At 62.7% G+C, this 25,711-nt stretch carries 22 protein-coding genes; 6 read left to right on the plus strand and 16 right to left on the minus strand.

Translation table 11 applies throughout. The features are described from left to right. Window positions 1–20 precede the first annotated feature (20 nt). The 3 genes from VGE08_RS18100 (at window position 21) to VGE08_RS18110 (ending at window position 5,479) form a co-directional block, all read left to right on the plus strand. The gene (locus VGE08_RS18100) at window positions 21–1,580 is read left to right on the plus strand and encodes a carboxylesterase/lipase family protein (RefSeq protein ID WP_331069317.1); all 1,560 of its coding nucleotides are present in this window, start codon (window positions 21–23) and stop codon (window positions 1,578–1,580) included. Between the two features lie 99 nt (window positions 1,581–1,679). After that, entirely contained in the window at window positions 1,680–3,659 is a 1,980-nt protein-coding gene (locus tag VGE08_RS18105) for a glycoside hydrolase family 5 protein (RefSeq protein WP_331069318.1), read from the plus strand. Beyond that, window positions 3,656–5,479: an acyl-CoA dehydrogenase gene (locus VGE08_RS18110; RefSeq protein WP_331069319.1), complete on the plus strand. Its 1,824-nt coding sequence runs from the start codon at window positions 3,656–3,658 to the stop codon at window positions 5,477–5,479. The genes VGE08_RS18105 and VGE08_RS18110 overlap by 4 nt, the downstream gene beginning before the upstream one ends. Before the next feature lie 23 nt (window positions 5,480–5,502). Here the strand turns inward: VGE08_RS18110 and VGE08_RS18115 are convergent, their stop codons facing one another. The 15 genes from VGE08_RS18115 to tfpZ all read right to left on the minus strand — a co-directional run bounded on the left by VGE08_RS18115 (window position 5,503) and on the right by tfpZ (window position 19,494). Next, window positions 5,503–6,288, minus strand: a complete 786-nt coding sequence (locus VGE08_RS18115) for an ABC transporter ATP-binding protein (protein ID WP_331069320.1) — start codon at window positions 6,286–6,288, stop codon at window positions 5,503–5,505. A 14-nt stretch (window positions 6,289–6,302) separates the two neighbouring features. Further along, the gene (locus VGE08_RS18120; RefSeq protein WP_331069321.1) at window positions 6,303–7,061 is read right to left on the minus strand and encodes an ABC transporter permease; all 759 of its coding nucleotides are present in this window, start codon (window positions 7,059–7,061) and stop codon (window positions 6,303–6,305) included. Between the two features lie 27 nt (window positions 7,062–7,088). Continuing rightward, window positions 7,089–7,400 (minus strand): hypothetical protein, encoded by a 312-nt coding sequence (locus VGE08_RS18125; RefSeq protein ID WP_331069322.1) that lies wholly within the window; start codon window positions 7,398–7,400, stop codon window positions 7,089–7,091. Between the two features lie 140 nt (window positions 7,401–7,540). Beyond that, a complete protein-coding gene (locus VGE08_RS18130) occupies window positions 7,541–8,134 on the minus strand; it encodes an SCO family protein (RefSeq protein WP_331069323.1) in 594 nt (197 codons plus the stop codon). A gap of 7 nt (window positions 8,135–8,141) precedes the next feature. Next, window positions 8,142–9,167 (minus strand): ABC transporter substrate-binding protein, encoded by a 1,026-nt coding sequence (locus VGE08_RS18135; protein ID WP_331069324.1) that lies wholly within the window; start codon window positions 9,165–9,167, stop codon window positions 8,142–8,144. A 173-nt stretch (window positions 9,168–9,340) separates the two neighbouring features. Further along, on the minus strand, window positions 9,341–10,471 hold the full coding sequence (locus VGE08_RS18140) for a protein-glutamate methylesterase/protein-glutamine glutaminase (RefSeq protein WP_331069325.1): 1,131 nt from the start codon (window positions 10,469–10,471) through the stop codon (window positions 9,341–9,343). Continuing rightward, window positions 10,468–11,274, minus strand: a complete 807-nt coding sequence (locus VGE08_RS18145; protein ID WP_331069326.1) for a protein-glutamate O-methyltransferase CheR — start codon at window positions 11,272–11,274, stop codon at window positions 10,468–10,470. Before VGE08_RS18145 ends, VGE08_RS18140 begins: the two co-directional genes overlap by 4 nt. A gap of 49 nt (window positions 11,275–11,323) precedes the next feature. Next, a complete protein-coding gene (locus VGE08_RS18150) occupies window positions 11,324–11,689 on the minus strand; it encodes a response regulator (protein WP_331069327.1) in 366 nt (121 codons plus the stop codon). 15 nt (window positions 11,690–11,704) lie between these two features. Further along, on the minus strand, window positions 11,705–12,718 hold the full coding sequence (locus tag VGE08_RS18155) for a methyl-accepting chemotaxis protein (protein WP_331069328.1): 1,014 nt from the start codon (window positions 12,716–12,718) through the stop codon (window positions 11,705–11,707). Window positions 12,719–12,725: 7 nt separating this feature from the next. Next, on the minus strand, window positions 12,726–13,268 hold the full coding sequence (locus VGE08_RS18160) for a chemotaxis protein CheW (RefSeq protein ID WP_331069329.1): 543 nt from the start codon (window positions 13,266–13,268) through the stop codon (window positions 12,726–12,728). A 9-nt stretch (window positions 13,269–13,277) separates the two neighbouring features. Then, the gene (locus VGE08_RS18165) at window positions 13,278–15,026 is read right to left on the minus strand and encodes a methyl-accepting chemotaxis protein (protein WP_331069330.1); all 1,749 of its coding nucleotides are present in this window, start codon (window positions 15,024–15,026) and stop codon (window positions 13,278–13,280) included. Window positions 15,027–15,046: 20 nt separating this feature from the next. Then, the gene (locus tag VGE08_RS18170; RefSeq protein ID WP_331069331.1) at window positions 15,047–17,053 is read right to left on the minus strand and encodes a chemotaxis protein CheA; all 2,007 of its coding nucleotides are present in this window, start codon (window positions 17,051–17,053) and stop codon (window positions 15,047–15,049) included. Next, a complete protein-coding gene (locus VGE08_RS18175; RefSeq protein ID WP_331069332.1) occupies window positions 17,050–17,367 on the minus strand; it encodes an STAS domain-containing protein in 318 nt (105 codons plus the stop codon). Before VGE08_RS18175 ends, VGE08_RS18170 begins: the two co-directional genes overlap by 4 nt. Window positions 17,368–17,742: 375 nt before the next feature. Next, window positions 17,743–18,654, minus strand: coding sequence for an ROK family protein (locus tag VGE08_RS18180; protein WP_331069333.1), 912 nt, complete (start codon window positions 18,652–18,654; stop codon window positions 17,743–17,745). Between the two features lie 78 nt (window positions 18,655–18,732). Continuing rightward, window positions 18,733–19,494, minus strand: coding sequence for a TfpX/TfpZ family type IV pilin accessory protein (gene tfpZ, locus VGE08_RS18185; RefSeq protein WP_331069334.1), 762 nt, complete (start codon window positions 19,492–19,494; stop codon window positions 18,733–18,735). Between the two features lie 183 nt (window positions 19,495–19,677). Between tfpZ and VGE08_RS18190 the strand changes: the two genes are divergently transcribed. The 3 genes from VGE08_RS18190 (at window position 19,678) to VGE08_RS18200 (ending at window position 23,497) form a co-directional block, all read left to right on the plus strand. Then, window positions 19,678–21,300, plus strand: coding sequence for an amidase (locus VGE08_RS18190; protein WP_331069335.1), 1,623 nt, complete (start codon window positions 19,678–19,680; stop codon window positions 21,298–21,300). Window positions 21,301–21,341: 41 nt separating this feature from the next. Beyond that, a complete protein-coding gene (locus VGE08_RS18195) occupies window positions 21,342–22,316 on the plus strand; it encodes a glycosyltransferase family 2 protein (protein WP_331069336.1) in 975 nt (324 codons plus the stop codon). A 167-nt stretch (window positions 22,317–22,483) separates the two neighbouring features. Continuing rightward, window positions 22,484–23,497, plus strand: coding sequence for a RimK family alpha-L-glutamate ligase (locus VGE08_RS18200; protein ID WP_331069337.1), 1,014 nt, complete (start codon window positions 22,484–22,486; stop codon window positions 23,495–23,497). Here VGE08_RS18200 and VGE08_RS18205 read toward each other — a convergent pair. Continuing rightward, window positions 23,490–25,700: a fused MFS/spermidine synthase gene (locus VGE08_RS18205; RefSeq protein WP_331069338.1), complete on the minus strand. Its 2,211-nt coding sequence runs from the start codon at window positions 25,698–25,700 to the stop codon at window positions 23,490–23,492. The genes VGE08_RS18200 and VGE08_RS18205 overlap by 8 nt on opposite strands. Window positions 25,701–25,711: the final 11 nt, after the last annotated feature.

Raw genomic sequence — 25,711 nt, forward strand, 5'->3', positions numbered from 1 at the left:
CACGGCCCGAGGCATTCAGAATGCGTTCCCTCTGCAACGGAATGTATGCCGCGCTGAGACGCGTGGTGATGCTGCTGGTGATGACGGCAGGACCGGCGCTTGCACAAGCGCCGGTCGTTGCCCTGGACAGCGGCAAAGTGCGCGGCGCGATTCAGGATGGCACCGCGGTGTTCAAAGGCATTCCATACGCCGCCCCCCCACTGAAAGAATTGCGCTGGCGCGCGCCGCAACCGGTGCCGCGATGGAAAGGCGTGCGGCCTGCGGACCGCTGGGCTCCAGAGTGCATGCAGGAGCCCATGCCCGGTGATCTCGCCCCCGCTTCGGAGCCCATGAGCGAGGACTGTCTCACTTTGAACGTCTGGAGCACGGCGCTTGGCAAGAGCAAGCAGCCAGTGCTGGTCTGGATTCACGGTGGAGCTTTCGTCGGCGGCTCGGCGTCGCGCGAGCTGTACGACGGCACGAACCTGGCACAGCTCGGCGTGGTGGTCGTCACGTTCAATTACAGGCTCGGCCGATTCGGATTCTTCGCCCATCCCGCACTCACTCCTGCCGTGCCCGACGAGCCCATCGGCAACTATGGCTTCATGGACCAGATCGCCGCCCTGCGCTGGATTCAGGCCAACATCGCTGCCTTCGGTGGCGATCCAGCGCAGGTGACCGTCTTTGGAGAATCGGCGGGCGGCGCTTCAGTGAACATGCTCATGACCTCGCCTGCGGCAAAGGGCTTGTTTCATCGCGCCATCGTGCAATCCGGCGGCGGGCGGGACCGTTATGCGAAAGTGAGCGAGCCGCTGGCTGACGGCACGCCATCGGCACAAGCTCGCGGCATCGCCTTTGCGAAAAGCGTGGGAGCCAACGACGCAGCCTCGCTGCGCGCCCTGCCCGCCGAGAGACTGGTCGATGGCCTGAACATGATGTCGCTCGAGCACGATCGCTATTCCGGCCCGATGCTGGACGGCGTGATTCTGCCGAAGGACATGGTCGAAGCCTTCACGCAGGGCGAGCAACAAAAAATTCCCTATCTGATCGGCACCACCAATCGCGAGGCCGAGGCGATCAAGATGTCGCTGCCGCAGGCGGAAAAGAACATCGGACTGTTGCAGGCGGTGCTGCCGAACATTCTGGAACATTACGGCGATGAGCCGGATGAAGACCGCGTCGGCATCGCCACTCTGGCCGGCTCCGACTGGACGTTCGTCGAGCCGGCACGCTATCTGGCGCGGCAAACCGTTCGCTCCGGGCAGCCGACCTATTTGTATCGCTTCTCATACGTAGCCGAAGGCTATCGGGCCTTGCTGAAAGGCGCACCGCATGCCACGGACGTACCGTACGTCTTCGGCACCTGGGACCGTACTCAATACAAGATGGCGCCCGCGGACAACGAGATGTCCAGTCTCATTCGTCAGTACTGGGTGAACTTCGCCAAGTCCGGCGATCCGAACGGGTCCGGCCTGCCTGCGTGGCCACCCTACACCGCCGCGGACGACGCGCTTCTGGAATTTGATCGCACCGGTGGCGCGACGACACGCGTCAACTTGCATCGGCAACGACTGGACTACATAGCGACCGCGCCGAAGTAGCACAGCCCGCCCGAGCAGCCACCGTCCGGACCGGCTCGCATGCGAGCCGGTCCGTGGACTCGTGCCTCGGTTTCGAACATTCCATTCCACAGGCCATTCATGATTTCGCAGTTGCAGATCGACGGCAATCGTTTCAGAGATCGGCACGGCCGTCACATCATCCTGCGCGGCGTGAATCTCGGCGGCGACAGCAAGGTGCCGTATCCGAACGGCGGCACGCATCTGCCCGGCGACTTCTCCGACCACCGCACGGTGTCGTTCGTCGGCCGGCCATTTCCACTGAGCGAAGCATCCGAGCACTTCGGCCGGCTGCGGCATTGGGGCTTCAACTGTGTGCGCTTGCTGACCACGTGGGAAGCGGTGGAGCACACCGGTCCGGGTTTGTACGATGCCGCCTATCTCGATTACTTCACCCAGCTATGCGAGCTGGCCGGCAAGTACGGCCTGTATGTGATCGTGGATTTCCATCAGGACGTCTGGGCTCGCATGTCGGGCGGCGATGGCGCGCCAGGCTGGACCTTCGAAGTGGTGGGCTTGGACTTCACGCGCTTCGCTCGCGCCGGCGCGGCGCACGTGATGCAACACGCATTCGACTACGGCGATCCCAATCCGCGCCAGCCGTCGTACCCGCCCATGAGCTGGGGCATCAACTATCGGCTGCCAGCCAACGCGATCATGTGGACCCTCTTCTGGGCCGGCAACCGGCTCACGCCGAGCTTCACGATCGATGGCCTCAACGTGCAGCACTATCTGCAACGACATTTGCTCGGGGCCATGACTCAGATTGCCCGGCGCATTCGCAAGCTTCCCAATGTGCTGGGCTTCGATACGCTCAATGAGCCGGGCGTGGGCTGGCTCGAGCATCGCCTCACATATCGTCACGTCGGGCCCAGCGCGGAGGACTCGGCTTTTGCCCGCCCCGGGCCGGCGCTCTCGCCGCTCGATGCGCTGGCCATAGCAAACGGGATACCGACGGCAGTGGACTGGTTGCGCCTGAACCCCGAGGCTTTCGAGCTGCAGAGCGAAGGCGAGCGAATCTTGAACCCGGAGGGCATTCGCATCTGGCGCGACGAAGCCGAATGCCCGTTCGAGCGCGCGGGCGCGTACATTCGCGAGGCAAAACAGCTGCGCCCCCTGGACGACTTGTTCTTCAAGAGACGCGGCGCTGAAGATCTGTCGGTCACCGAGCATGGGTTTGCTCCATTCTTCGGCGCCGTGGCGCGCACGATTCGCGAATTCCAGCCTGATTGGCTGGTCTTCGCGGAGCTGGATCCCTATGGAGCCACGGGCCGACGCGCCTTTCCGAAGAGCCTTCCGGATGGGACCGTCAATGCATGTCATTGGTACGACGCGGTCCTGCTGTATGCACGCCAATTCGATGGTGTTCGATCGTTTGATTGGCGCGAGAAGCGTTACTCGGACAGCCTGGATGAGCTGCGCGCCCGCTATGTGCGCGAGCTTTCGGACGTGGCCGCCCGTGGCCGCAACGCTTCACGCGATCTGCCCGTGCTGATCGGCGAATTTGGCATCCCGTATGACATGAACGGTGCGGAGGCTTATCGCATGTGGGCGGCGGGGCGGCGCGACGACGGCGTGTGGGCCCCTCACACCACGGCGTTGACGTTGATGTACGACGCTCTGGACGAGTTGCTCTTGAGCTCGACTCAATGGAACTACTGCGCCTCGAACCGCAACGATGAGCGCATCGGCGACGGTTGGAATCAGGAAGATCTGTCGATCTACTCCGTGGACCAGCGCACGCATGCCGACGATCCGGACTCCGGCGGGCGCGCCGTGCCCGGATTCTGTCGGCCCTACGTACGTTGTGCGCAGGGTGCCCTGAAGCGCTTCGCCTTCAATGGCGCCACGGGCATTTGCGAAGTATCGATCGAGGTCGATGCGAACGTCGCCGCGGCGACCGAGATCTACCTTCCCCGCATCCACTATCCATCCGGATTCAAGGTCGAAACCAACGAAGAGGCGCATATGAGCACCGACTCAACCGGCCAGGTGCTGCACATCGCTGTAAAGCACAGTGGCCTCCTGCAATTTCGCATCGTGCGCAGAGCCGATCAATGACATCGAACATCATCAATCGCCGTGACCTGGATTTCATGTTGGCCGAGTGGCTGGACGTGGCCCCCCTGTTCGACCACGAGCCCTATCAGGGTCATTCCAGCGATACTGTCACTGCCGTGCTGGACCTCGCGGAACAGATCGCCACGCAACGCTTTCTGCCGCACTACCGGGCAGCAGATCTGAACGAGCCACATCTGCTGGAAGGCGGCGAGGTCCGGGTGCTTCCGGAAATCCGGGCGGCCGTGCACGCGGCAGCCGAGGCCGGCCTGTTCGGAATTGCTTTCGCGCCGGAGCTCGGCGGCACTCAGCTTCCTCATGTCGTCCAGTCGGCTACCTCAGCCATCCTGATGAGCGCCAACGTCGCAACGGCCGCGTACATGATGCTCACGATGGGCAATGCCAGGCTCATCTCCGTCTTCGGCACCAAACAGCAGATCGCGACATTCGCCGAACCTCAGATCGCCGGGCGCTCTCTCGGAACGATGTGCCTCTCCGAGCCGCACGCCGGTTCCTCGTTGGCAGACATTCGCAGCCGCGCCATGCCGGATGGCGAAGATGAGTACGGTAAGCGCTATCGCATCAGCGGCAACAAGATGTGGATCTCTGGCGGTGATCACGACATCACACCGAACATCGTGCACCTGGTGCTCGCCAAGGCACCGGACGCGGACGGCCGGATCGCGGCCGGTGTCCGCGGCATCTCGCTGTTCATCGTGCCCAAGATCCTGCCCGACGGTACGCGCAATGACGTAGTGGTCTCGGGTCTCAATCACAAGATGGGCTATCGCGGCACGACCAATTGCCTGTTGAGCTTCGGTAGCGGATTCAGCCGGCCTTCCGGACGCGAAGGCGCGATCGGCTATCTGATTGGAGAAGTCGGCAGCGGCCTGCAATGCATGTTTCACATGATGAACGAGGCACGCATCGGCGTGGGTCTCGGCGCGGCCATGTTGGGATATCGCGGCTACTTGCAGTCGGTGCAGTATGCTCGCGAGCGTCCTCAAGGTCGGCCGCTCGGCGCCCGCTCCCAAGACCAGCCGGTAATGATCATCGAGCATCCGGATGTCAAACGAATGCTGCTGGCTCAAAAGGCATACGCCGAAGGTGCCCTCGCGCTGGTGTTGTATTGCGCCAGAACACTGGACGAGAAGTCGCTTGCGGGAGATTCAGACACCGGCAGGGAACTTGCCAGACGCATCGAACTGCTCACACCGGTCGTCAAGACGTGGCCGTCCGAGTATGGGCTGGCTGCCAACGACCTGGCGATTCAAGTGCACGGGGGCGCGGGATATACGCGCGACTTCGATGTCGAGCAGCTCTACCGCGACAACCGCCTGAATCCGATCCATGAAGGCACTACCGGCATTCAGGCGCTCGATCTGCTCGGACGCAAAGTGCTGCGGGATCGTGGCGAGTCGCTGCGTGAATTGCGATCGGTCGTGAGCCGCACTGTTACGCACGGACGCTCCGTGCCCGAGCTGAGCGGTCATGCCAGTGAGCTCGATCGTGCCTGGCAGACGATCGAGGATACCGTGTCTGTGCTTCTCGACCTGGCGGATGAGCCGCGCGTGTTGGCCAACGCTACGCCGTTCCTGTCAGCCTTCGGGCACTCAATCGTCGCGTGGCTGTGGCTCGATCAGGCCTGCGTCTGCGCGGCGAAGTTGCATGCCGCCAGCCAGCACGATCGTCCCTATTACCGCGGCAAGCTGCGCGCATGCCGCTTCTTCTTCGAAGTGGAGTTGCCGAAGGTTTATCCGTGGCTGTCGTTCGCCGCGTCGGCAAGTGATGTTGCCGCCGGCATGTGCATCGACGAGCTCTAGGCGCCTGCCGCGATGCTCCGATCCTACGACGCCTCGCTGTCCACGCCGAGCTCCTTCAGGATATCCATGCGCAGTTGCTGCACCTCAGGGCTCGTCAGTTTGCGAGGGTGCGGCAGGTTCACTTCGAACGTGGCCTGAATCCGGGTCGGCCGAGGCGACAGCACCATCACGCGGTCGGCGAGATGGATCGCCTCCTCCACGTCGTGGGTGATCAACAGCACCGTGTGCCGCTCCCGGCCGAGGATCTTCAGCAATTCATTGCGCATGCGAAGACTCATCAGGGCGTCGAGTGCCGAGAACGGTTCATCCATGTAAAGGATGGCGGGCTTCACAGCCAGCGCGCGAGCGATCTCGACGCGCTTCAACATGCCGCCGGAAAGCTCGTGGGGATAGCTGTTCTCGAAGCCCTTCAGGCCGACGATGGCGGCGTAGTGATCTGCGATGGCGATCTTCTCGCTCATCGATTGAGCGCCGTTGAGGCCGAACATGAGGTTCTGCTGCACGGTGAGCCAAGGAAACACCGAGCCATGTTGTGAGATGAGGATGCCCTGCGGGCTGGGTTGAGTGCGTATGGCACCGTCGATGACCACGCGACCGACATCAGGCGGCATGAAGCCGGCGATCATGCGCATGAGCGTGGATTTGCCGCAGCCCGAAGGACCGACGATGGCAATGAACTCGCCATCCCCGACTTGCAGGCTCACGTCGTCGACCACGGTCAGCGCGCCCTTGTCGGTGGCAAAACTCTTGCGCAGGCCCGCGACTTCGATCTTGGTGGGCAAGGCTTTGGTGAGGGTTCTAGTGAGCATAGCGCCCTCGCGCTTCAATGAGCATAGCGCCACCTCACGATCTTCAAGCCTTCCAGCAACCGCATCAGCCCATCCAGCAACAGTCCGATCAAACCGATGATGATCATGCCGGCGATCACGAGGTCATAGCGATTGCCGGCGTTGCGTGAGTCGATGATCAAATAACCAAGCCCCGAGCGCAGCGCGATCATTTCCGCAGCGACCACGACCAGCCAGGCCACTCCCAACCCGATGCGCATGCCGACGATGATCTGCGGCAACACGGCAGGAATCACGACCTGAGTAAACAACGTGTAACGCGACACGCCGAAATTCTCCGCAGCCCGCAGGTAACGCTTCTCGATGGTGTGCACACCGGCCACGGTCTGCACGATCATCGGGAACACCGAGGAGATGAAGATCAAATAGATCGGCGAAGCGTTGCCGACACCGAACCAGAGAATGGCGATGGGAATCCACGCGATCGGCGAAATCGGCCGCAGGATCTGAAATAAGGGATTCAGCGTGTCGTAGGCACCGCGTGTCCAGCCCATCCACAAACCCAGCGGCACGGCAACCACTACCGCCAGCAGGAATCCGGAGGCGACGCGTCCCAGCGAAGCACCGATGTGCATCCACAGCGTACCGTCGCGAATCAGCTCGGTCGTGCCGGTGACCACCTGCCAGGGCGTCGGAAAGATCACGCTGCGCGTGGCGATCACGATCACCCACCAGGCGGCGAGCAGCAAGATGATGATCGCGATGCCCGGCAGGGACTGCCGAAGTTTGCTCATGCGCCGGCTCTCACCGGAGCGAAATCGTCACGACGCGGGTTCATGTGTTTTATTGCCGAAGGCTTCGATCAGCTGCAACGTCCGCCAGCGCAGCCGACCCCACGGCGATGCTGGAAACGGATCGACGATGATAGTCATCTGCCCGCTGCTGTGCGCGGTGCAAGCGAACTGATATTCAGAGGCCAGCTCGAACGGCAGCCGAAAACTCTGGCCGGGCATCAAGAGCGCGGGCCCGAAGGTCTGCGGCACCGTGTCCTGGTTCTTCAGAAACAGCACGTCGTTGATGCCGAGCGTGAGGCGAATCTTCTGCGGCAAGATATCGACCCGCTCCCCTGACATCCGGCGTGCCCACGTTCCCTCTGGAATGATGAATGGTTGTTCGCGAGTCGTGGATGTTGGCACAGGCGCGAGGGCAGCCCAAGCAATGACGGCAGCCAGGGCGATAGCCGCAGTCAATGACCCTCGACGCAGGAGCCGGGTCATTCGTTCAGCAGCGCTCGAACGTCGTGCACGTAGTCATCGGGCGTCCGCCCATACGGCATCATTGCCCGCAGCAGGCCATCGCGGTCGATCAGGTACACGGATGAAGAGTGCCCGACCGTATAGCTGTTGCCCAAGGGTTTGCGCTCCGCCATGACGCCATAGTTCTTGCGGACTTCGGCGAGTTGCGCGGGCGTGCCGGTACCTCCGACGAATGTCGGATCGAAACCATGGAGATAGGCTTTCATGCGATCCGCGCTGTCCCGCTCGGGATCGACGGTGACATAGACGACCTGCACCTGCTCGCCTTGTCCGCCCAGCCGCTTGCGAGCTTGCGCGAGCACGGCCAGCGTCGTGGGACAGACTTCGGGGCACGAAGTGAACCCGAACCCCAGCAGGATCACCTTGCCACGATAGTCCGCCAGCGACAGCGTCCCGCCGTTGGATGCAATCAGAGACAGCTCGGGCGCCGCCCTCGGCGGTTCGAAGCTACCGGCCTTGAGCGTCGCGTGATCGCCGGCAAGCGCGGCAACTGCCGACAGCAACGCCATCACCACGGTCAACGATCCAGCGACAGTCCCTTGATGTTTCATGGCAGTCTCAGATGTCGATCGTCACCGGCTCGGCGGCCCGGGCGAATCTCTCGTCCATATAGGTTGGGTAGGCGATCGGATGCTTGATGGTGCCCGCTTCGATGGACAGCTGCATCAGCTCCTCGAATTCCTCACGAATCATGCGCAAATCGCCGTAAGTAACGCGGTCCGTCGGATTCTCCATCACGAACTTGATGATGTTCGGATCCTGATTGAAATACTGCCGCCCCGCCGCGATCTGCACCGCCTTGTCGCGGTTGATCTGCTGCTCGTCCAGCCAGCGCCCCGCGCCCAGCACGTAGTTGACCAGATCCTGCACCGCCGCTGGATTGGATTGAATCAGCTCCTCGCGCACCGTGAGCACACAACAAATGTAGTTGCGCCATTCATCACGGGTCATTCGTAAGGGCCGTGCGTAGCCGGCGCTCTGCGCCGACGCTCCGAAGGGCTCTCCCGTGCAATAGGCATCGACGGCATTTGCATACAATGCGGCCGGCATGTCCGGCGGCGGCATTTCATAGATGACAATATCGTCGGGCGTCATGCCCTCCTGCGCCAGCATCTTGCGCAGGAACAGGAAATCCACGGCGAAACGGCTCGGGATGGCGATGCGCTTGCCGCTCAATTGACGAAAGTTCTGGTACGCCGAGTCGGTGCGCACCATGATCACCGCGCCGGAGCGATGCCCGAGCGAGACGATCTTCACCGGGATCTTGTTGTCCGCCAGGTCCATCACCAGCGGCGCGAGCATGTAGGCCGCCTGGATACGACCGGCCATCAAGGACTCTTTGATCTCCGGCCAGCCGCTATATTTGCTGTATCGGAAGGCCAGCCCCTGCGCCCCTGCGGCCTGTGCCTTGCTTCGAGCCACACACGCAACGGGCAGCGTCAGGTTGCAAGTGACCGGCAAGCCGCCAACGACCAACTCATTCGAGTCATCGCCACCCGCGCACGCGGCCAGGCCGAGCGGCATGGCGGCCGCCATCATTGCCTGAAGAAACTGCCGACGCTGTAGTGGATGCGCGCTGAACATGCCGCTGACTCGTAGATCCGCGGCGACCAGTGTAGCTCAAACTACGTGCGCAGCTGTGCCGATTGCACTCGATGCTGTTTCATCCAGCCGATGAGCTCGTCGCCGGGCACCGGCCGTCATCGAGCAACGATTCGATCGTCACAGGCTAGAGAGCGAGAGAGCGGCCGTCATGGTCATTTCCCCTCCATGCGCTTGCCGGCACCGAACTCCAGCATGCACCGAGGCAGATCCTGCAGCGATTGCACTCGTTGCACGCCGCCCATCCGAATCGCTTCCTTCGGCATGCCGAACACCACGCAGCTCGCCTCGTCCTGCGCGATCGTGCTGGCGCCGGTATCCCGCATTTCCTTCAAGCCGCGCGCACCGTCATCGCCCATGCCCGTCATGATGATGCCCAGCGCATTGGGGCCGGCACACTTTGCCGTCGAACGGAACAACACATCCACCGACGGACGATGACGATTCACCAGCGGTCCATCGACCACTTCCATGTAGTAGTAGGCGCCGCTGCGCTTGAGCATCATGTGCTTGCCGCCGGGCGCGATCAGGGCCTGGCCCGGCAACAACCGGTCACCGTGCTTAGCCTCGCGAACTTCAATCTCGCACATACTGTTCAAGCGGCTGGCGAACGCCGCGGTGAACTTCTCCGGCATGTGCTGAACAACGGCAATGCCCGGGCTCACACGCGGCAAGCGCGTCAACACTTGCTCCAGCGCCTGCGTGCCGCCCGTCGACGTGCCGATCGCAATGATGCGCTCGGTGGTCTGTTGCATGGCTCTGGACCCGCTCGGCGAGAGGATCGCGTCGGCAGTGAGCTTGGGTGGTACTGACGGAGCCGGCTCGGGACGCGCAGCAGGCTTGAGCCTGCTCACATTGGCATGAGAGGCAGCCTTCACCGCCGTCGCCAGGTCGGCCGAGGCATCCTCGATGAAACGTCGCAGTCCGAGCTTGGGCTTGGTGACGATGCTGACCGCACCGGCTGCGAGGGCTTCCAGCGTCGTCGCCGCACCCGCTTCCGTCAGCGTCGAGCAGATCACCACCGGCGTCGGCCGCTCGCTCATGATCTTGCGCAGGAAGGTCAGCCCGTCCATGCGCGGCATTTCCACATCGAGCACGATGACCTGCGGCCAACGCACCTTCATGCGTTCCATCGCCAGCAACGGATCGGCCACCGCACACAGCACTTCGATGCCCGGATCGGCATTCAGCACTTCAGTCAGCGCCTGGCGCACCACCGCCGAGTCATCGACGATCATCACCTGCACGCGTTGCAGGGACTTGGGTTGCAGGCCGCGCTCGCTCATCCGGGTTTACGATAGATCGAGGGTGCCACCGCGATGGCATTCACATTGAGCTCGTTCAGCGTTTCCGCATGGCCGATCAGCAGGTAGCCGCCGGGCTTGAGCACGGACAACGCACGCTCGGCCACCTGCCGCTTGGTATCGGCGCTGAAATAGATCATCACGTTGCGCAGGAAGATTACGTCGAACGGTCCGATCCTGGGCAAGGTCGTGTTCAGATTGATGAGCATGAAGCGCACACGCTCACGCAACGGTCGGTCGACCAGGATGGTGCCTTCCTGATCCTGCGTGCCGCGCAGGCAGAACTGTTGCAGGTAAGCGCGCGGAATGTGCGTCGCCCGAGAGACCGGATAATGGCCTGTGCGCGCTCTGTCGAGCACGCGCGAACTGATATCGGAGCCGAGCACTTCGAAGGGTGCGTACTGCAAAGTCGCCGCCAATACCATCGCGATGCTGTACGTCTCTTCTCCCGTCGAGCATGCCGCGCTCCACACCTTGAAAGGCGTGCTTCGGCCGCGTGCCTGTTCCGCCTGCTCGCGCAGCAGCTCGAAATGTTTCGACTCGCGAAAGAAATACGTCTCGTTGGTGGTGAGCAGGTCGATGGCGACCTGCACCTCCTGCGCGTCCTGGCCGCTGGAGAGCACCTTGAAGTAATCGGCGAACGAGCTCAGCCTGCGTTCATCGAGACGCTTCGAGAGCCGGCTGCTCACCAGCGCCTTCTTCGATTCGGACAGCGTGATGCCGGCGGCGTCGAAGATGAAACGCTGGAAGAGCGCGAATTCCTTGTCAGTGATACTGGTCGTCATCGTTGAGACATCGTGCGGGAGTCGGCGCGTGCCTCAGCACAGCGAACGGCTATGCCAGGCAGAGCTTGGCGACGGCATCCAACATGGTTTGCGGCTGGAACGGCTTGACGATCCAGGCCTTGGCGCCGGCGGCGCGGCCCTCGTTCTTCTTGTCCTCACCGGCTTCGGTGGTCAGCATGATCACCGGCGTGAACTTGTAGTTCGGATGCGCTTTGACGGCTTTGAGGAACGAGATGCCGTCCATGCGCGGCATGTTCACGTCGCTGATGATCAGGTTGATCTTGCCAGCGAGCTTGCCGAGCGCGTCCTGCCCGTCAACGGCTTCGATGACTTCATAACCGGCGCGCGTCAGCGCCATGTTCGAGACCTGCCGCACCGAGGCGGAGTCGTCGACGATCAGGATTCGCTTGGACATTTACCTTTACCCCACTCAAAAGTATTCAATGTCGGACCCGCCCTGTACCTTGAGCGTCGCCGGCGGCTCGCTGGTCGTCTCTTGTGGATGGGCGCTCTCCTGGTGATTGCGGCGCTGTTCTTCGGTGGTATACGTACTGGCCATCTGCGACATGTACGCGACGGCATCGATGCCCGATTGCTCGCCGTTGCTCACGGCGCGTGCGCTCTCGTCGAGATCGCGCATGCTGCCGACGACCTGCGCCATGATCTGTCCTACTCGGTCCTGGAACTGCAGCTGTACCATCGACTCGGTGATCTCGTCCTTGATGACGCTGCCTTCGCGGCGCAAGTCCTCGCTGGAGCGCGCGAGCCCTTCACTCAGCTCGCTGAACTGCACCAGCACGCCTTGAATGCGATTGCCCGAGTCGCGCAGGGCTTCACCTTCGCGCACGGATACCGTCTCGTTCGTGTCGATGATCTGTGCCAGCGATTGATTCACCAGCGCGATCTTCTGCGTGATGCCTTTGCCAGTGTCGCGAGATGCATTGGCGAGATTGCGCACCTCGTGTGCAACCACGGCGAAACCTCGACCGGCATCGCCGACGTGCGCCGCTTCGATCGCCGCGTTGAGCGCCAGCATGTTGGTCTGGAAGGCGATCATCTCGACCTCGCTCGCCATCTTGGCAAGCTCCGAGCTGTGCGCAGCGAGCGAGCGGATCTGTTCGGCCAGGGTCGAGCGGCTGCGGTGAATCTCGTTCAGTGCCTCCATCACGCGTGCCAGCTCGGATCTGCCCTCCTCCAGCGCTTGCGACAGACCGGCGCCGCCATTGTGCTGAGAAGCGTCCAACGCCAGGTCGAGCCGGCCGACGATGGCGGCGAAGCGGGCACTGAGAGCAACGATGGCTTCCTCCGTCTGCACGCGCGCGGTCTCGATCTGTTTGCACCAGATCGGCAGCGCCTGCATGCACACGGCCTCGCCTACGTTGCTCTCCGCTTTGACCTCGGGCGCCGCGCGCGCGCGCGAGAATAGTCTGACTACTCTATCCATTGCCGTGTTACGCAGCCGACTGCACGACGCCACTGTCCGCGGACGCCTGCGTCAGCATCTCCATCTCTTCGATGCACAGCACGCGATCCACATCGAGAATGATCACGAACTTGCCGCGCACCTTGCCCATGCCTTGAATGAAATCGGCGCGAATCGAGGCACCGAAGCTCGGCGCGGGCTCGATGTCACTGTGCGGGATCTCCAGCACTTCGTTGACTGCATCGACCACCACGCCGATGACGTGGCTTTCTTCGCCGACGCGCGTCTCGATGATCACGACGCAGGTCTTCTTCGTCACCGGCGTGCTCTGCCGTCCGAAGCGCGCACACAGATCGACCACCGGGACGGCGGCGCCGCGCAGATTCACCACGCCGCGAATGAACGCCGGCATCATGGGAATCTCGGTGGGCGCCGAGTACTCCAGGATCTCCTTGATCGACAGAATGCCCAGAGCGAAGGTCTCGCGGCCGAGCACGAACGTCAGATACTGATTCTGGTCGTGCCGGCGCTCGATGTCCTGCTCGGCGAGAACAGCGGTTGCAGTGGTCATTGTCGACTCCTAGAAGCGCACGAACTGCTCGAGCGGCACGCTGTGATCGTGGCCATTGCCGTTCGCCTTGCCGTTGCCCAGGCCATTGCCCTGAGCATTGCCATGACCGTTGCCATGACCGTTGCCCAGCTCACTACCGTAAGCGTGCGCGGCCATGGGCACGACCGGGATGGCCGGCTGCGACTTGGGCGCCCAGTTGGACGATGCGCGGCTGGTGCGAGTCGCGGCCTTGGCGGCCGGCTTCGCTGACGAGTTCGCGCCTTCGATCTTGAAGAAGGAGATCGCGGCCTGCAGCTGTTGCGCCTGGCTGCTGGTTTCCTCGGCGGTCGCCGCCAGCTCTTCACTCGAGGACGCATTCTGCTGCGTCAACTGCGACAGCTGGGTCATCGCGGTGTTGATCTGGCCCACGCCCGAGGACTGTTCCTGGCTGGCCGCGGTGATTTCCTGCACCAGCTCGGAAGTCTTGCGAATGGCGGGCACCATCTCGTCGAGCAGCTTGCCGGCGCGCTCCGCCAGCTCCACCGACGAACCGGCCACTTCGCCGATCTCCTGTGCCGCCACCTGCGAGCGCTCGGCGAGCTTGCGAACTTCAGCCGCGACCACCGCGAAGCCCTTGCCGTGCTCCCCGGCGCGAGCCGCTTCGATAGCGGCGTTCAGTGCCAGCAGATTGGTCTGATACGCGATGTCGTCGATGATCGAAATCTTCTGCGCGATCTGCTTCATCGCCTCGACCGTCTGGCGCACGGCCTGACCGCCTTCGGCGGCTTCGGCCGCGGCCTTGCTCGCCATCTGATCGGTGATCTTGGCGTTGTCGGTGTTCTGGCCGATGGACGCCGTCATCTGCTCGACGGAAGCGGACGTTTCCTCGACGCTCGATGCCTGCTGGGTCGACGCCTGAGACAGCGATTGCGCGGTGGCCGACATTTCTTCCGATGCGCTGGTCAGCGTATCCGCCGACGAGCGTACTTCGCCCACCACCTGCGAAAGCCGCTCGGTCATCGTGCCGATCGCTTGCAGCAGCATGCCGGCCTCGTCGCGCGAGTCCGCAGTGACGCGGGCGGTCAGATCGCCTTCAGCCATGCGATTGGCAACCGACGCCGCCAGTCCGATCGGGCGCGTGATCGAGAGGGTGACCCACGCGCCGGCGATCAACGCCAGCAGAGCAGCGATGCCGGCTCCGCTCAGCATCATCTTGCGAGCTTGGGCATAGGTCTCGTCCGCCCGTCGGCCACCCTCGGCGACGGACTCCTTCTGATAGTCGAAGTAGGCATCGGCGGCGGCAACCATGCCTTCGCCAGCTTCACTCTGCTCGGTTTGCAGCCATTTCACGGCTTCAGCCTTCTTGCCAGCCTGCAACAACTCGATCAGCGTGTTCTGCGCCTTTCTGTACTCTGCGCGCGCCTTGTGAATGTTCGCCACGACTTCCTTGGCGCGCTCGGTATCGGCGCTCTTGCCCATGATGTCCAGGATCTCATCGTTGCGCTCGCGTGCGGCCTGCATCTGCTGCAGGGCTTTGTCGAATGCCTTGGCATCGGTGGCAAGCGCTTGATCACGGGCCACCAGCGCAAGCCTCTGCGCATTCAGTTTCATTTCGGCCGCGATCTCCAGCTTTGGAATACGATTGTCGACAATGTCGTCCACGCTGGCCTTCATCAGCTGAAAGCCGTCGGTTCCTACATAAGTCACGGCGCCGAGCAGCAGCAGGATGAGCCCGAAGCTCAAAGCCAGCCGGACACCAATCTTAAGATTCTTGAACATGAGCCCCCCTTGAAAGGCAGTTAATCGACGAGCGCGCGGCGTGCGGTTGGCTGGGCCTGGCGCGAGTTCAAACAAATTTCCAGCAAACTGGGAACGTCCAGAATCAGCGCCAACTGGCCAGTGCCGAGAATGGTCGATCCACCGATACCCCGGATGCGGCTGAACAGCCGTGACAAGGGTTTGATCACCGTCTGCAGCTCGCCGAGCAGCTCATCGACGACGATGCCGCAGCGCTTTCCGGCGCAACGGATCACGACGATGCTCTCGCGCCGCGAAATGGACGATTGCACAGAAAACATCTCGCGCAGGCGAATGAACGGCAGTACCGTGCCGCGCAGGTTGATATAGCGTTGATCGTTGTCGGTCGAGCGATGCTCCTCGCCGATCTCGACGCATTCCTCGACCAGCTCGAGCGGAATGACGAACGAGGATCCGCCGACGCCGACCAGGAAGCCGTCGATGATGGCAAGCGTCAGCGGCAGGCGAATGCGCACGGTCGTGCCCACGCCCTCCTCGCTGTCCAGCTCCACCGTGCCGCGCAGTGCATTCACGTTGCGCTTGACCACGTCCATGCCCACGCCGCGGCCGGAAAGATTCGTCACCTGCTCGGCGGTGGAGAAGCCAGGCTCGAAGATGAGCGCGAAGACTTCGCTGTCGCTCAGCGCGCTGCCATCGGTGATCAGGCCGCGCTCGATCGCCTTGGCGATGATGCGCTCACGCCTCAGTCCGCCGCCGTCGTCGGCCACTTCGATGACCACCGAGCCGGAGTCGTGATACGCATGCAACCGCACCACGCCTTCGGCGTTCTTGCCCCGGCTGCGGCGAACTTCGGCCGTCTCGATGCCGTGATCGACGGCGTTGCGCACCAGGTGCGTCAATGGATCGGTGATGCTCTCGATCAAGGTCTTGTCCAGCTCGGTCTCGGCGCCGCCGATCTCCAGCCGGATTTGCTTGCCGATCTCACGAGCCACGTCACGCACGATGCGCTGAAAGCGCGAGAACGTCGGTCCGATCTGCACCATGCGCAGTTTGAGCGCCTGATCTCGCACTTCTTCGACGAGACGCGCCAGGCGCAGCGTCGATTCGTTGAGCTCGGACAGACCGGCCTTGCGCGCAGTCACCGTCGTGGCGGCACCTGCCGTCACCAGCTCGCCGATCAGATCGATGAGCCTGTCGAGCTTGTCACCGTCGACGCGCAACGAGCGATTGTCGCCCGGCTTGCCGTCTTTGGTGCTCTTGCCGTTCTGGCTGTCCTTCACGTCGATCGCCGCGCGCTGCTCGCTCGCAGCATCGTTCGTATTCGACGCTTTCGGCTGCACTTGCAGGGTACAATCCTCACGCACGAACTCGAACGCGCCTTCGATGCGCTGCTGGGTTTCGCTGCTCGCCAGCTCGATCTGGAAGCCCAAGTAACAGGCCTCGGGGTCGAACTCATCGACCGGGGGCAAGCGCTCGGTCAGCAAATGCAACTCGACGATCTCGCCGAGCGTGCCCAGGTAGCGAATGAACGATAGCGGGTCCATACCGTTGCGAAGCACTTCGGTATGGAACTGCACGGAAATCTGCCAGCGCGCGATCGCTGCCGCCGAGTCCGCGGGAGTTGCAACAGCCTGCGTAGAGCCGGTCGCCTGCACCGGGCCGCCAGTGCGGCCATTCAACTTCTGCAACAGTCTCGCGCCATTGGCGGCGAGCGAAGCATCCTGGTCCTTGCCGGCAGCGACGGCATCCACCAGCTGCTCCATGTGATCTCGGCACTCGAGCAGGATGGCTGCGAGCTCCTTGTCCATCTGCAGGGTATTGGCGCGCACACGATCGAGCACGCTTTCGACCACGTGAGTGAAAGCGACGATGTGATCCAGTCCGAACAGGCCGGAAGAACCTTTGATGGTGTGGGCCGCGCGGAAGATCGCGTTGACGGCCTCGACATCGGCGTCACCCTGCTCGCACTCGAGCAAGGCCGCTTCCATCTGGCGCAACAACTCGCGGCTTTCCGCCACGAAAGTCGGCAGAGCTGAATCGGTGGTCATGACGCAGCCTGCTGTTGCGAATCGTTGGTTAGCGAGACATTGCACAGGCCGAGCACTTCGGCCACGCATTCGCTCGGCTGCACCACATCCAGGCGGCGACCATTGCTTCCGGCGAGGCGCCGCGCCATCAACACCAGTTGCAGCCCGGCGGTGTCGAACTCGGTTACCGCAGACAAGTCGAGAATCACATCTCCTTCATGAGCGGCGACGGCGGCGAGCAATGTCTGAGCCACTTCGCTGGCGCGATAGATGGTCATCTCTCCATGCAGGCGCATGGCGTCGTTCGTCGCTGTCGGTGACTGTTTCAGATCCATGCTTGCATCCTTCGGCTTCTCGGTTGCGTATCGGCCGGAAAGCACTTGGGATAAAGCGCGGACAATCCCTGAATGTCTCCAGGGCGAACACCGAGCGACGCCATGAGACATCACCCGCAGAGAACAGCGCGGACTGTGCTGCCGCTCACGCGTTATAGTTGTTTCTCTCAGACAGATGCTGAGCAGTTAGGCTGGGATCGTAGAATCCGTCACGCGTAGCATGACATCACTGCAGGCGCCGAGTGACACAGCTCACACTTTACTCGCCACGCAGGCGCAGATCGCGTTCGGCACGATGTATCAACGGCCCACTGACAATGACTATTTCGAAGACGCCAGGCGTGGATTCAAGAGTGCGAGCTGGACGTACGGCCTTTAACTGCAACGGCCGGTCGAACCGGCTGCGGCCTGCTCGGCCAGCAAGAACGCGCCGCTGATACCGGCTCGAGTGCCCAATTGAGGAGTACGGATGTAGTCGTCGAGTGCGCCGGGCTGACTGAGCGGCTCCAGATACCCTTGAAGAACATTGGCAGCGGCGTTGCGGATGTGAGGCAGCAGCAGGCCATTGGCCATTACTCCGCCACCAAAGATCACACGCTGCACCGAGACCAGCAGCGCGATCGTCGCCGCCAACTGTCCCAGATATCCGCCGATGATGGACCACGCCTCGTGATGGGGTGGCAACGAGTCGAGCTGACCTCGCCAGCGAGCCTGAATTGCCGGTCCGCTCGCCAGACCTTCGAGGCAATCGCCATGAAACGGACAGACTCCCGGGAAGTCTGTGTCGCGTGGATCACGCCGCACCAGAATGTGTCCCATCTCCGGATGCAGCAGACATCGGCCTGCAAGCTCGTTAGGCGCAACGCCGCCACCGATACCGGTGCCCACCGTGACATACGCGATGCAGCCCAGTCCCTGCCCGGCTCCCAGGCGCCACTCGGCCAGTGCGGCCGCCGCAACATCGGTATCGAGCGCGATCGGCACATTGAATTTCGAGCGCAGCGAAGCAAGCAACTGCACACGTGACCAGCCCGGCTTGGGCGTGGCCAGCATCTGGCCGTGAGTGGGCCCATGCCTGCGCAGATCGATCGGGCCGAAACAGGCGAAGCCGAACGCATCGATAGCTCCGAGCTTGCGCTCGGCCGCGCTGAAGAAGTCGACGCAGGCTGCCAGCGTCGACTCGGGACTCGAAGTCGGCAGCACCACGCTGTCCAACACGTCGCCGGGCGACGTCCCGACCGCGCATACGAACTTGGTTCCGCCGCCTTCGATCGCCCCGTACAGCACCGCTCGCCCCGTGCGATGGATTGAGGAACGATACTAGCTGTTCTTCGTCAGCCCGCGAATCGTTTCTGAATCGCCGGGTCAGGAGTCGTAGGGATCGACCGGCAGATAGCACAGCAGCTCGCCGCTCTTGCCATCCACCAGCACGGTCCAGTACATGCGGGGGCTGTGGATGGGCGCCCAGCGCAACTGCTCTTCGGGCACATTCAGGTGCTGCGCGGCGATTGCCGCCCGGGCCTCGGGCCGGCGCTTGTATAGCTTGTCCAGCGGCAATGACGCTTCTTTCACTTGCTCGGTCACCTGCTCGTAAGGCACGAAGTAGCGTGGGAAGTTCTGGATGTCCTTGCCACGCTCCAGCGCCGCGAACAGCAGGTCATTGCGCTCCTCGCTCGTGCTAGGTCGTTGCGTGCCGATCAGCACCGGCCCCCATTTCGGACGTGTGCGGTAGGGGTCCTGCGCGGCCGCGAGATCCTCGTCGTCGAGATCCTCCGCCATCACGACCTCGAAACGGTCTTTCGCCCACGCGACGTAAACCGGCCGCGCGTTGGCGATGGACACGACGCCATAGACGAATGCCGCCAGCTGTACGATGCCGACCACGGTGTAGTCGAAGATCAACGCGCGGCGTGTCTTCTTGCTGTTGTAGATGATCAGGGAGGTGAGCGGGCCGAGCACCAGATCGCAGATGCAGATCAGCAGGAAGAAACGCGTGCCGCCCACCATGGTCTGGAACGGATCCGGGTACCACACCAGGAAGATGAGCCCCGCGGCGCCCAGCGCCATGACCAGGGTAACCATGAAGTGCAGCAGAACAGCCCGAAACTTCTCGCGCCAGACGATCATGGATCCTCCAGTCCAACCAGCGTGCCAGCGGCGGATTATCGGAGCTAAGGCCGGCAACTTGCCAGATTCCGGGTCCACGCAGGCGCGCGGCATGTGCGATGGATCACACTGCCTTCAGCTTGTCGCTGGCGCTCAGGTTGGATATACACGCCCGAGCCGTCTCCGGCGCTGGTGGAATCCATGATGCTCGCCCCGAAAACCAATCGCTTCCAGGGCCCCTTGCGCTATTCATTGGCACTCCTGGCTGCGTTGTCCGTGGCGGCCGGTGCAGTTGACGCCGCTGAACAGGCGGACCATCGCACCGTAAGCGAGCTGCGCGCCGATCTCGATTCCCGCAAGACCACTTCGGCCGAGCTGGTCCAGGCGTTCATTCGCAGGATCGAGGCCATCGATCGCAACGGGCCGCAGCTGCGCTCGGTCATCTCCATCAATCCGCAGGCGCTGGAGCAGGCGCGCGCGTTGGACAAGGAGCTGCGGTCCAAGGGGCCACGCGGACCGATGCATGGCATTCCCGTGCTGGTAAAGGACAACATCGAGACCGCCGATCCCATGCCGACCACAGCCGGCTCGCTGGCGCTGCTCGACAACGTGACCAAGCGTGATGCGCCCATCATCGCCAACCTGCGCAAATCCGGCGCCATCATCCTGGGCAAGACCAATTTGAGCGAGTGGGCGAACTTCCGTTCCACCAACTCCATCAGCGGCTGGAGCGCGGTCGGCGGCCTGGCGAAGAATCCACATGTGCTCGACCGTTCTCCTTGCGGCTCCAGCGCCGGCACCGGCGTTGCCGTCGCCGCGGCGCTGGCGCCAGTGGGAATTGGCACGGAGACCGATGGCTCTATCGTGTGCCCGTCGGCGATGAACGGCGTGGTGGGATTGAAGCCCACGCTGGGGCTGCTCTCCGCCAGATACATCATTCCCATCGCGCACAGCCAGGACACGGCCGGCCCGATGACCACCAATGTGAAGGACGCGGCACTGCTGCTCACGGCACTCGTGGGAGATGCCCCGGCGTGCGATCCACCCTCCGCCGGTTGCGCCAAAGCCGATTACACCCAAGGGCTGGTGCCCACCGCGCTGAACGGCAAGCGCATCGGCGTACTGCGCTTCCCGGCCGGCAGCAACACCAACATCGACCCGGTGTATGAGCGCGCCTTGAATCATTTGAAAGAAGGCGGCGCGACGTTGGTGGAAGTCAGCATGCCAGGTATCGACAAGATGCGCGAAGCCGAGCGCTTCGTGATGCACGCCGAATTCAAGAACGACCTGAACGCCTATCTCGCCTCCTCGCCTGCGAAAATCGCTTCGCGCACGCTGGCGCAGCTGATCGAGCTCAACAAGCGCACACCGGCGGAGCTGGCGTTGTTCGGCCAGGAGATCTTCGAGAAGGCCGAAAGCATGCCGCCGTTGAGTGATCCGAAGTATGCGACCGCACGCGCCGATTCCAAGCGACTCGCGAGCGTGGAAGGCATCCTGAAGATGCTGGCCGAGGACAAGCTCGATCTGCTGGTCGCTCCGACGACGGGCGTGGCCTGGCGCATCGACAGCGTCAATGGCAGCCGTTCCGCCGGCTCCTTCAGCTCCATGCCGGCAGTGGCGGGCTTTCCGCACCTGACTGTGCCCATGGGTGACTTGAAGGGACTGCCGCTGGGCCTCTCCTTCATCGGCGCGCCGTGGTCGGAAGATTTGTTGCTCGCGGCGGGCTACGCATTCGAGCAACGTGCCAAGGCGCGCCTGATTCCCAAGTTCCTGCCGTCGATCGAGGACCAGGAGCCGGCGTTCGCCCCGGCGGTGCCCTCACCTTAGCGGCGCTTCTTTTCGCTGCCGGTCTACGAGAGAATTCCGGCATGTCAATGTCTGAACCCGCTCACCAGCCCTCGCGGGCCTCGATCAGCGTCATCGTGCCGACCTACAACAGCGCTCGCTTCATCCGCGAGGCGCTGGATTCCATCCTGGCGCAGAGGTTGCAGCCAGAGCAGATCATAGTGATCGACGATGGCTCCACCGACAACACTGCCGACGTGGTTGGCCGCTACAAGGACCGTCGCATTCAGTACATCCGCCAGCCGCACGCTGGCGTCGCGAGCGCTCGGAATGCCGGATTGGACGCGGCGCGTGGCGAATACATCGCCTTTCTGGACGCACACGATCGCTGGCGCCCCATTTTCCTCGAGATGCTGCACGGCTATCTGTCCGAGGACCCGACGGCCGGCTCGATCTTCAGCAACTTCGTGCGCTTCGAGCACGGCACCGGCAAAGTGCTGGGCGACCAGTTCCATTCGTATCCCGCAATCAAGCGGCCGGTGCTGTTGAAGGACGAGCCGTTTGCCCACGGCCGCATCCCCAAGGAAAAAGCTTTCAGCACCCTCGTGGCGTTCGAGGACATTCCCGCTTACCCGCAGGTCATGATGTTCCGCCGCAGCATGATCGAACACCTGCGTTTCGATGCCTCGCCCGGCGAGGATATCGGCTTCGCGCTCAAAGCCTTCCTGGCGGGCGGCGTGCTGTTCACCGACGTGGTTCTCGCCGAAGTTCGCTGCCATGCCAATGCCGCCCCCGATCCGTTGGCAACTGCCTTGAATAAGCTCGATGGACTCAAGGCAATCGAACCGCACGTCACTCGCGAGGGTGACCGGCGCGCGTATCGAGATCGCCTGGTCAAAGAACACATCGACGCCGCGTTGTTGCAAACCAAAGCAGGCAAAGTGCGCGCCGGCTGGCGGACCTATCGCGACAGCTTCAGCATTCCGGGTTCATCGTGGCGCAAGCTCAAAGGCGCGATGCGGATGGCGCTGGCGGTGCCTAGCGGCCTGGCGCGATAAGGTGGCCGTCGGGAATGCATTACGTAGACGCCACGTCGAATCTTCACGGCGGACCGGAACGTTTTGCCGAGCTCGAGCGTAGCTTATAACCACTCTGAAATAGACATCCCCCTCGGCATGCGGGCAGCATGCGCGTTCATTCACCTCCGGCAGCTGAGGACCGTAGCATGCATTGCTGGCTACTCTTCCATCGCGAATTGCGTCGCGACGTACCGGAAGCGGCGGAAGTGTTTCGTTTTCAGCAGGCTGCCGCGCAGTCCGGCATCGCGCTCGACGTCCTCAATCCGCGTGATTTCGAGCTGATCGTGGACGCCACCGAGGGCTGGTCCGCCGTGTATCAGGGCCGCAAGCTTCCCAAGCCCGACCTGATCATCCCGCGGACCGGCAGCGAAACCAGTTATTTCACGCTGGCGGTGCTGCGGCATTTCGAACGTCAGGGCATCGCCATGGTGAACAGCCCGGCCGCGGTCGAAGCCGTTGCCGATAAGCTGCAGACCCTGCAGATTCTTTCCAGTGCCGGCATCCCCATTCCCAAGACCATCCTGGGCAAGTTCCCGGTGGACGTGAGCTTGATCGAGCGCGAGCTCGGCTTTCCCGTGGTCGTGAAAACTTTGCGTGGTACGCGGGGCAATGGCGTGATGCTGTGTGCGAATCGCGAACAGTTCGACGATCTCGCCAAACTGCTCGATGGTGCGCAATCCGGCACCGATTTCATATTTCAGCAATACGTGAAAGCGAGTCACGGCCGCGATGTGCGCGTGCTGGTGATCAACGGGCGCGCCGTCGCGGCGATGGAGCGTCGCTCCACCGACGGCAGCTTCAAATCCAACATCTCTCTGGGCGGTGTCGGTACCGCGTTCGAGCCGCCGGCAGAGATGGCGGAGCTTGCGGTTCGGGTCGCGAGCGTGCTCGGCCTCGACGTAGCCGGTGTCGACATTCTGCTCGACGACGATGGTTATCGGATTTGCGAAGCCAACTCCTCGCCCGGATTCCAGGGACTGGAGAAGGCCTGTCGCATCAGCGTGCCCGATGCCATTTTCAGCGCCATGCGGGATCGCCTCGGATTGCCCGCCGCCGCGCCGCGCCGGCGCACGTCCTGGCAACGCCTGCTCGATTCGCTGCGCAATGCCGTGCGTCTCGACAGCCGTCCGACACCCGACCCGTTACGCGAGCTCAGTTGACCACGACTTCCTCGATCCCGGCATTGAGCACCGAGGCTTGCGCGGTGCCGCGAATATTCAGGACCGGCCACAGGCTGCTGTACTGATCCGTCCAACCTTTGAATGAATGGTTCGCCCTGGCCGCGTAGCTGTTGCTGCCCTGGAACTCCGGCCGCGCCAGCAATTCCTCGTTCGCAGTGATCAACACCCAGACGCTGGTGTCGTACGTGCCATCGCTGACGCTGCGTATGACACGCGCCGGGCGATCGACGTGCTCGGCTCCTCGCGCGCACACCGGCACCAGGTCGACGAAACGATTTGAAATATGCACGGCCAGCACGCCGTCGGGCCCGAGATGCTTGAAATACAGCTCGAACGCTTCGTTGGTCAGCAGATGCGTGGGAATCGCGTCGCTGGAAAACGCGTCGATGGCCAACAGATCGAAATCCTGCGGGGGCTGCCCTTCGAGCGTCAGCCGGGCATCTCCGAGCAGAACCTCCACCTGCTTCGACTTCTGTCTCGCCGTGGGTAGAAACGTGAAATATTCATCGGCGATCTTCAGCACGTCGGGATTGATCTCGTACAGGCGCACGTAGTCCTCGGGGCGAACATAGCCCGACATCACGCCCACGCCGAGGCCGACCACGCCCATTCTCACCGGACCTTGCGACTGTAGTGCCGTCAATGCCAGTCCCACACCCGAGTGCGGCGAGAAGTACGACGCAGGCCGCAGCCGATAGTTGTCGTGGAGATATTGATAGCCATGACTGATCGTGCCGTGGATCAGATAACGGCGCGCCAGCGAATATTTGATGGGATCGTCCTGCACACTCAGCACGCCGTAGAAGTTTCTTTGCACCAGCAGGCTGCTCTGCCGCGTTTCGATCTCCGAGAGCATGAGCAGGCCGACCAGCGCAATCACGCCCACAACCATGGTGGTTCTCACCAACCACAGCGTGCGCCGGGAGCCGCGCCGGTGCCACTGCATGACGACATACAGCTCGGCGATAACCACCAGCAACAGCGGAAATTCGAGATAGGTGGCGAATATGACAGGCGCGATCAGGCCGACGAAGGCACCGCCGAGCACGCCGCCGAGCGATATCAGCAGATAGTATCGCGTCAGATACCGCCCGGCCGGACGACGCAACACCAGCTCGCCGTGACATGCCATGCAGACGATGAACAGGCTCGCCAGGTACGCGGGAACGACGAACTGGATGGGCAAGTTTTCCAGCCGCTGCATGTAGAGATACGCCAGGCAGCCCACAGCCAATGCCACCAGGGGAAAGAACCAGGTCGGCTGATAGAGCCGGTGATGGCCGAAGGCCAGGATGAACGTCAGCAGATACAGTGCCAGCGGCACCACCCACAACAATGGAATGGGCGCGACGTTGGTGCTGAGGTTGGCCGACACCGTTACCAGCAAGCCCGAGGCGCTTGCCGACAACAGCAGCCACATGAGCATGCGCGCGACGGTCGGCGCGGACTCCGCTGCCTGCGCGTTCGCATCTCCTTCCAACGCTGAGAACGGGCCTGCTACCAATGCCGGCTGATTACTATTGAGATAAGCGGCGCCGACACACAAGGCGGCGAACACGATGAACAACGCGCTCCAGCCCATGGCCAGTGCATGCGACGTGAACGCCGGCTCCAGGGCCAATGGAAAACTCAGCAGTGCCAGCAGCGAGCCGGCGTTGGATAGCGCGAACAGCCAGTAAGGAGGCTCGCTGCCGGTGCGCCGCATGTACCACACCTGCAGCAGCGGGCTGGTCGAGCTCAGCATCACCGCCGGCAGTCCCACGGTCACGGTCAGCAACAACAGGATCTGCAGCGATGGATTCTCGGTGCCCTCCGGGCGCAATGATTCAGCGGGCAGGACCGGCATCATCGCGCAGCTGGCGAGCAGCAGCGCCGCGTGAATCAGACTTTGCCGCGGCGGCGAAATGCGAGTCGTCAACCAATGCGCGTAGGTGTAGCCGCCCAGCACGCACGCTTGAAAAAATACCAGCGCCGCGCTCCACACGGCCGAGGTGCCGCCAAACCACGGCAGAATGATTTTCGCGATCAATGGCTGGATCAGGAACAACAGGCACGCCCCGAGAATCACAGTGGTGGCGTACAGCGGTGTCCAACGAGCTGGCGCGGCCGACAGCGTTGCGGCGGAAGACGAGTCGCTCATCACGCGAGGATAGCGCATATACTCCCGGACCTCGCCCATCATCATGTCCAGCC

This window comes from Steroidobacter sp. (assembly GCF_036406195.1).
Classification (GTDB): domain Bacteria; phylum Pseudomonadota; class Gammaproteobacteria; order Steroidobacterales; family Steroidobacteraceae; genus Steroidobacter.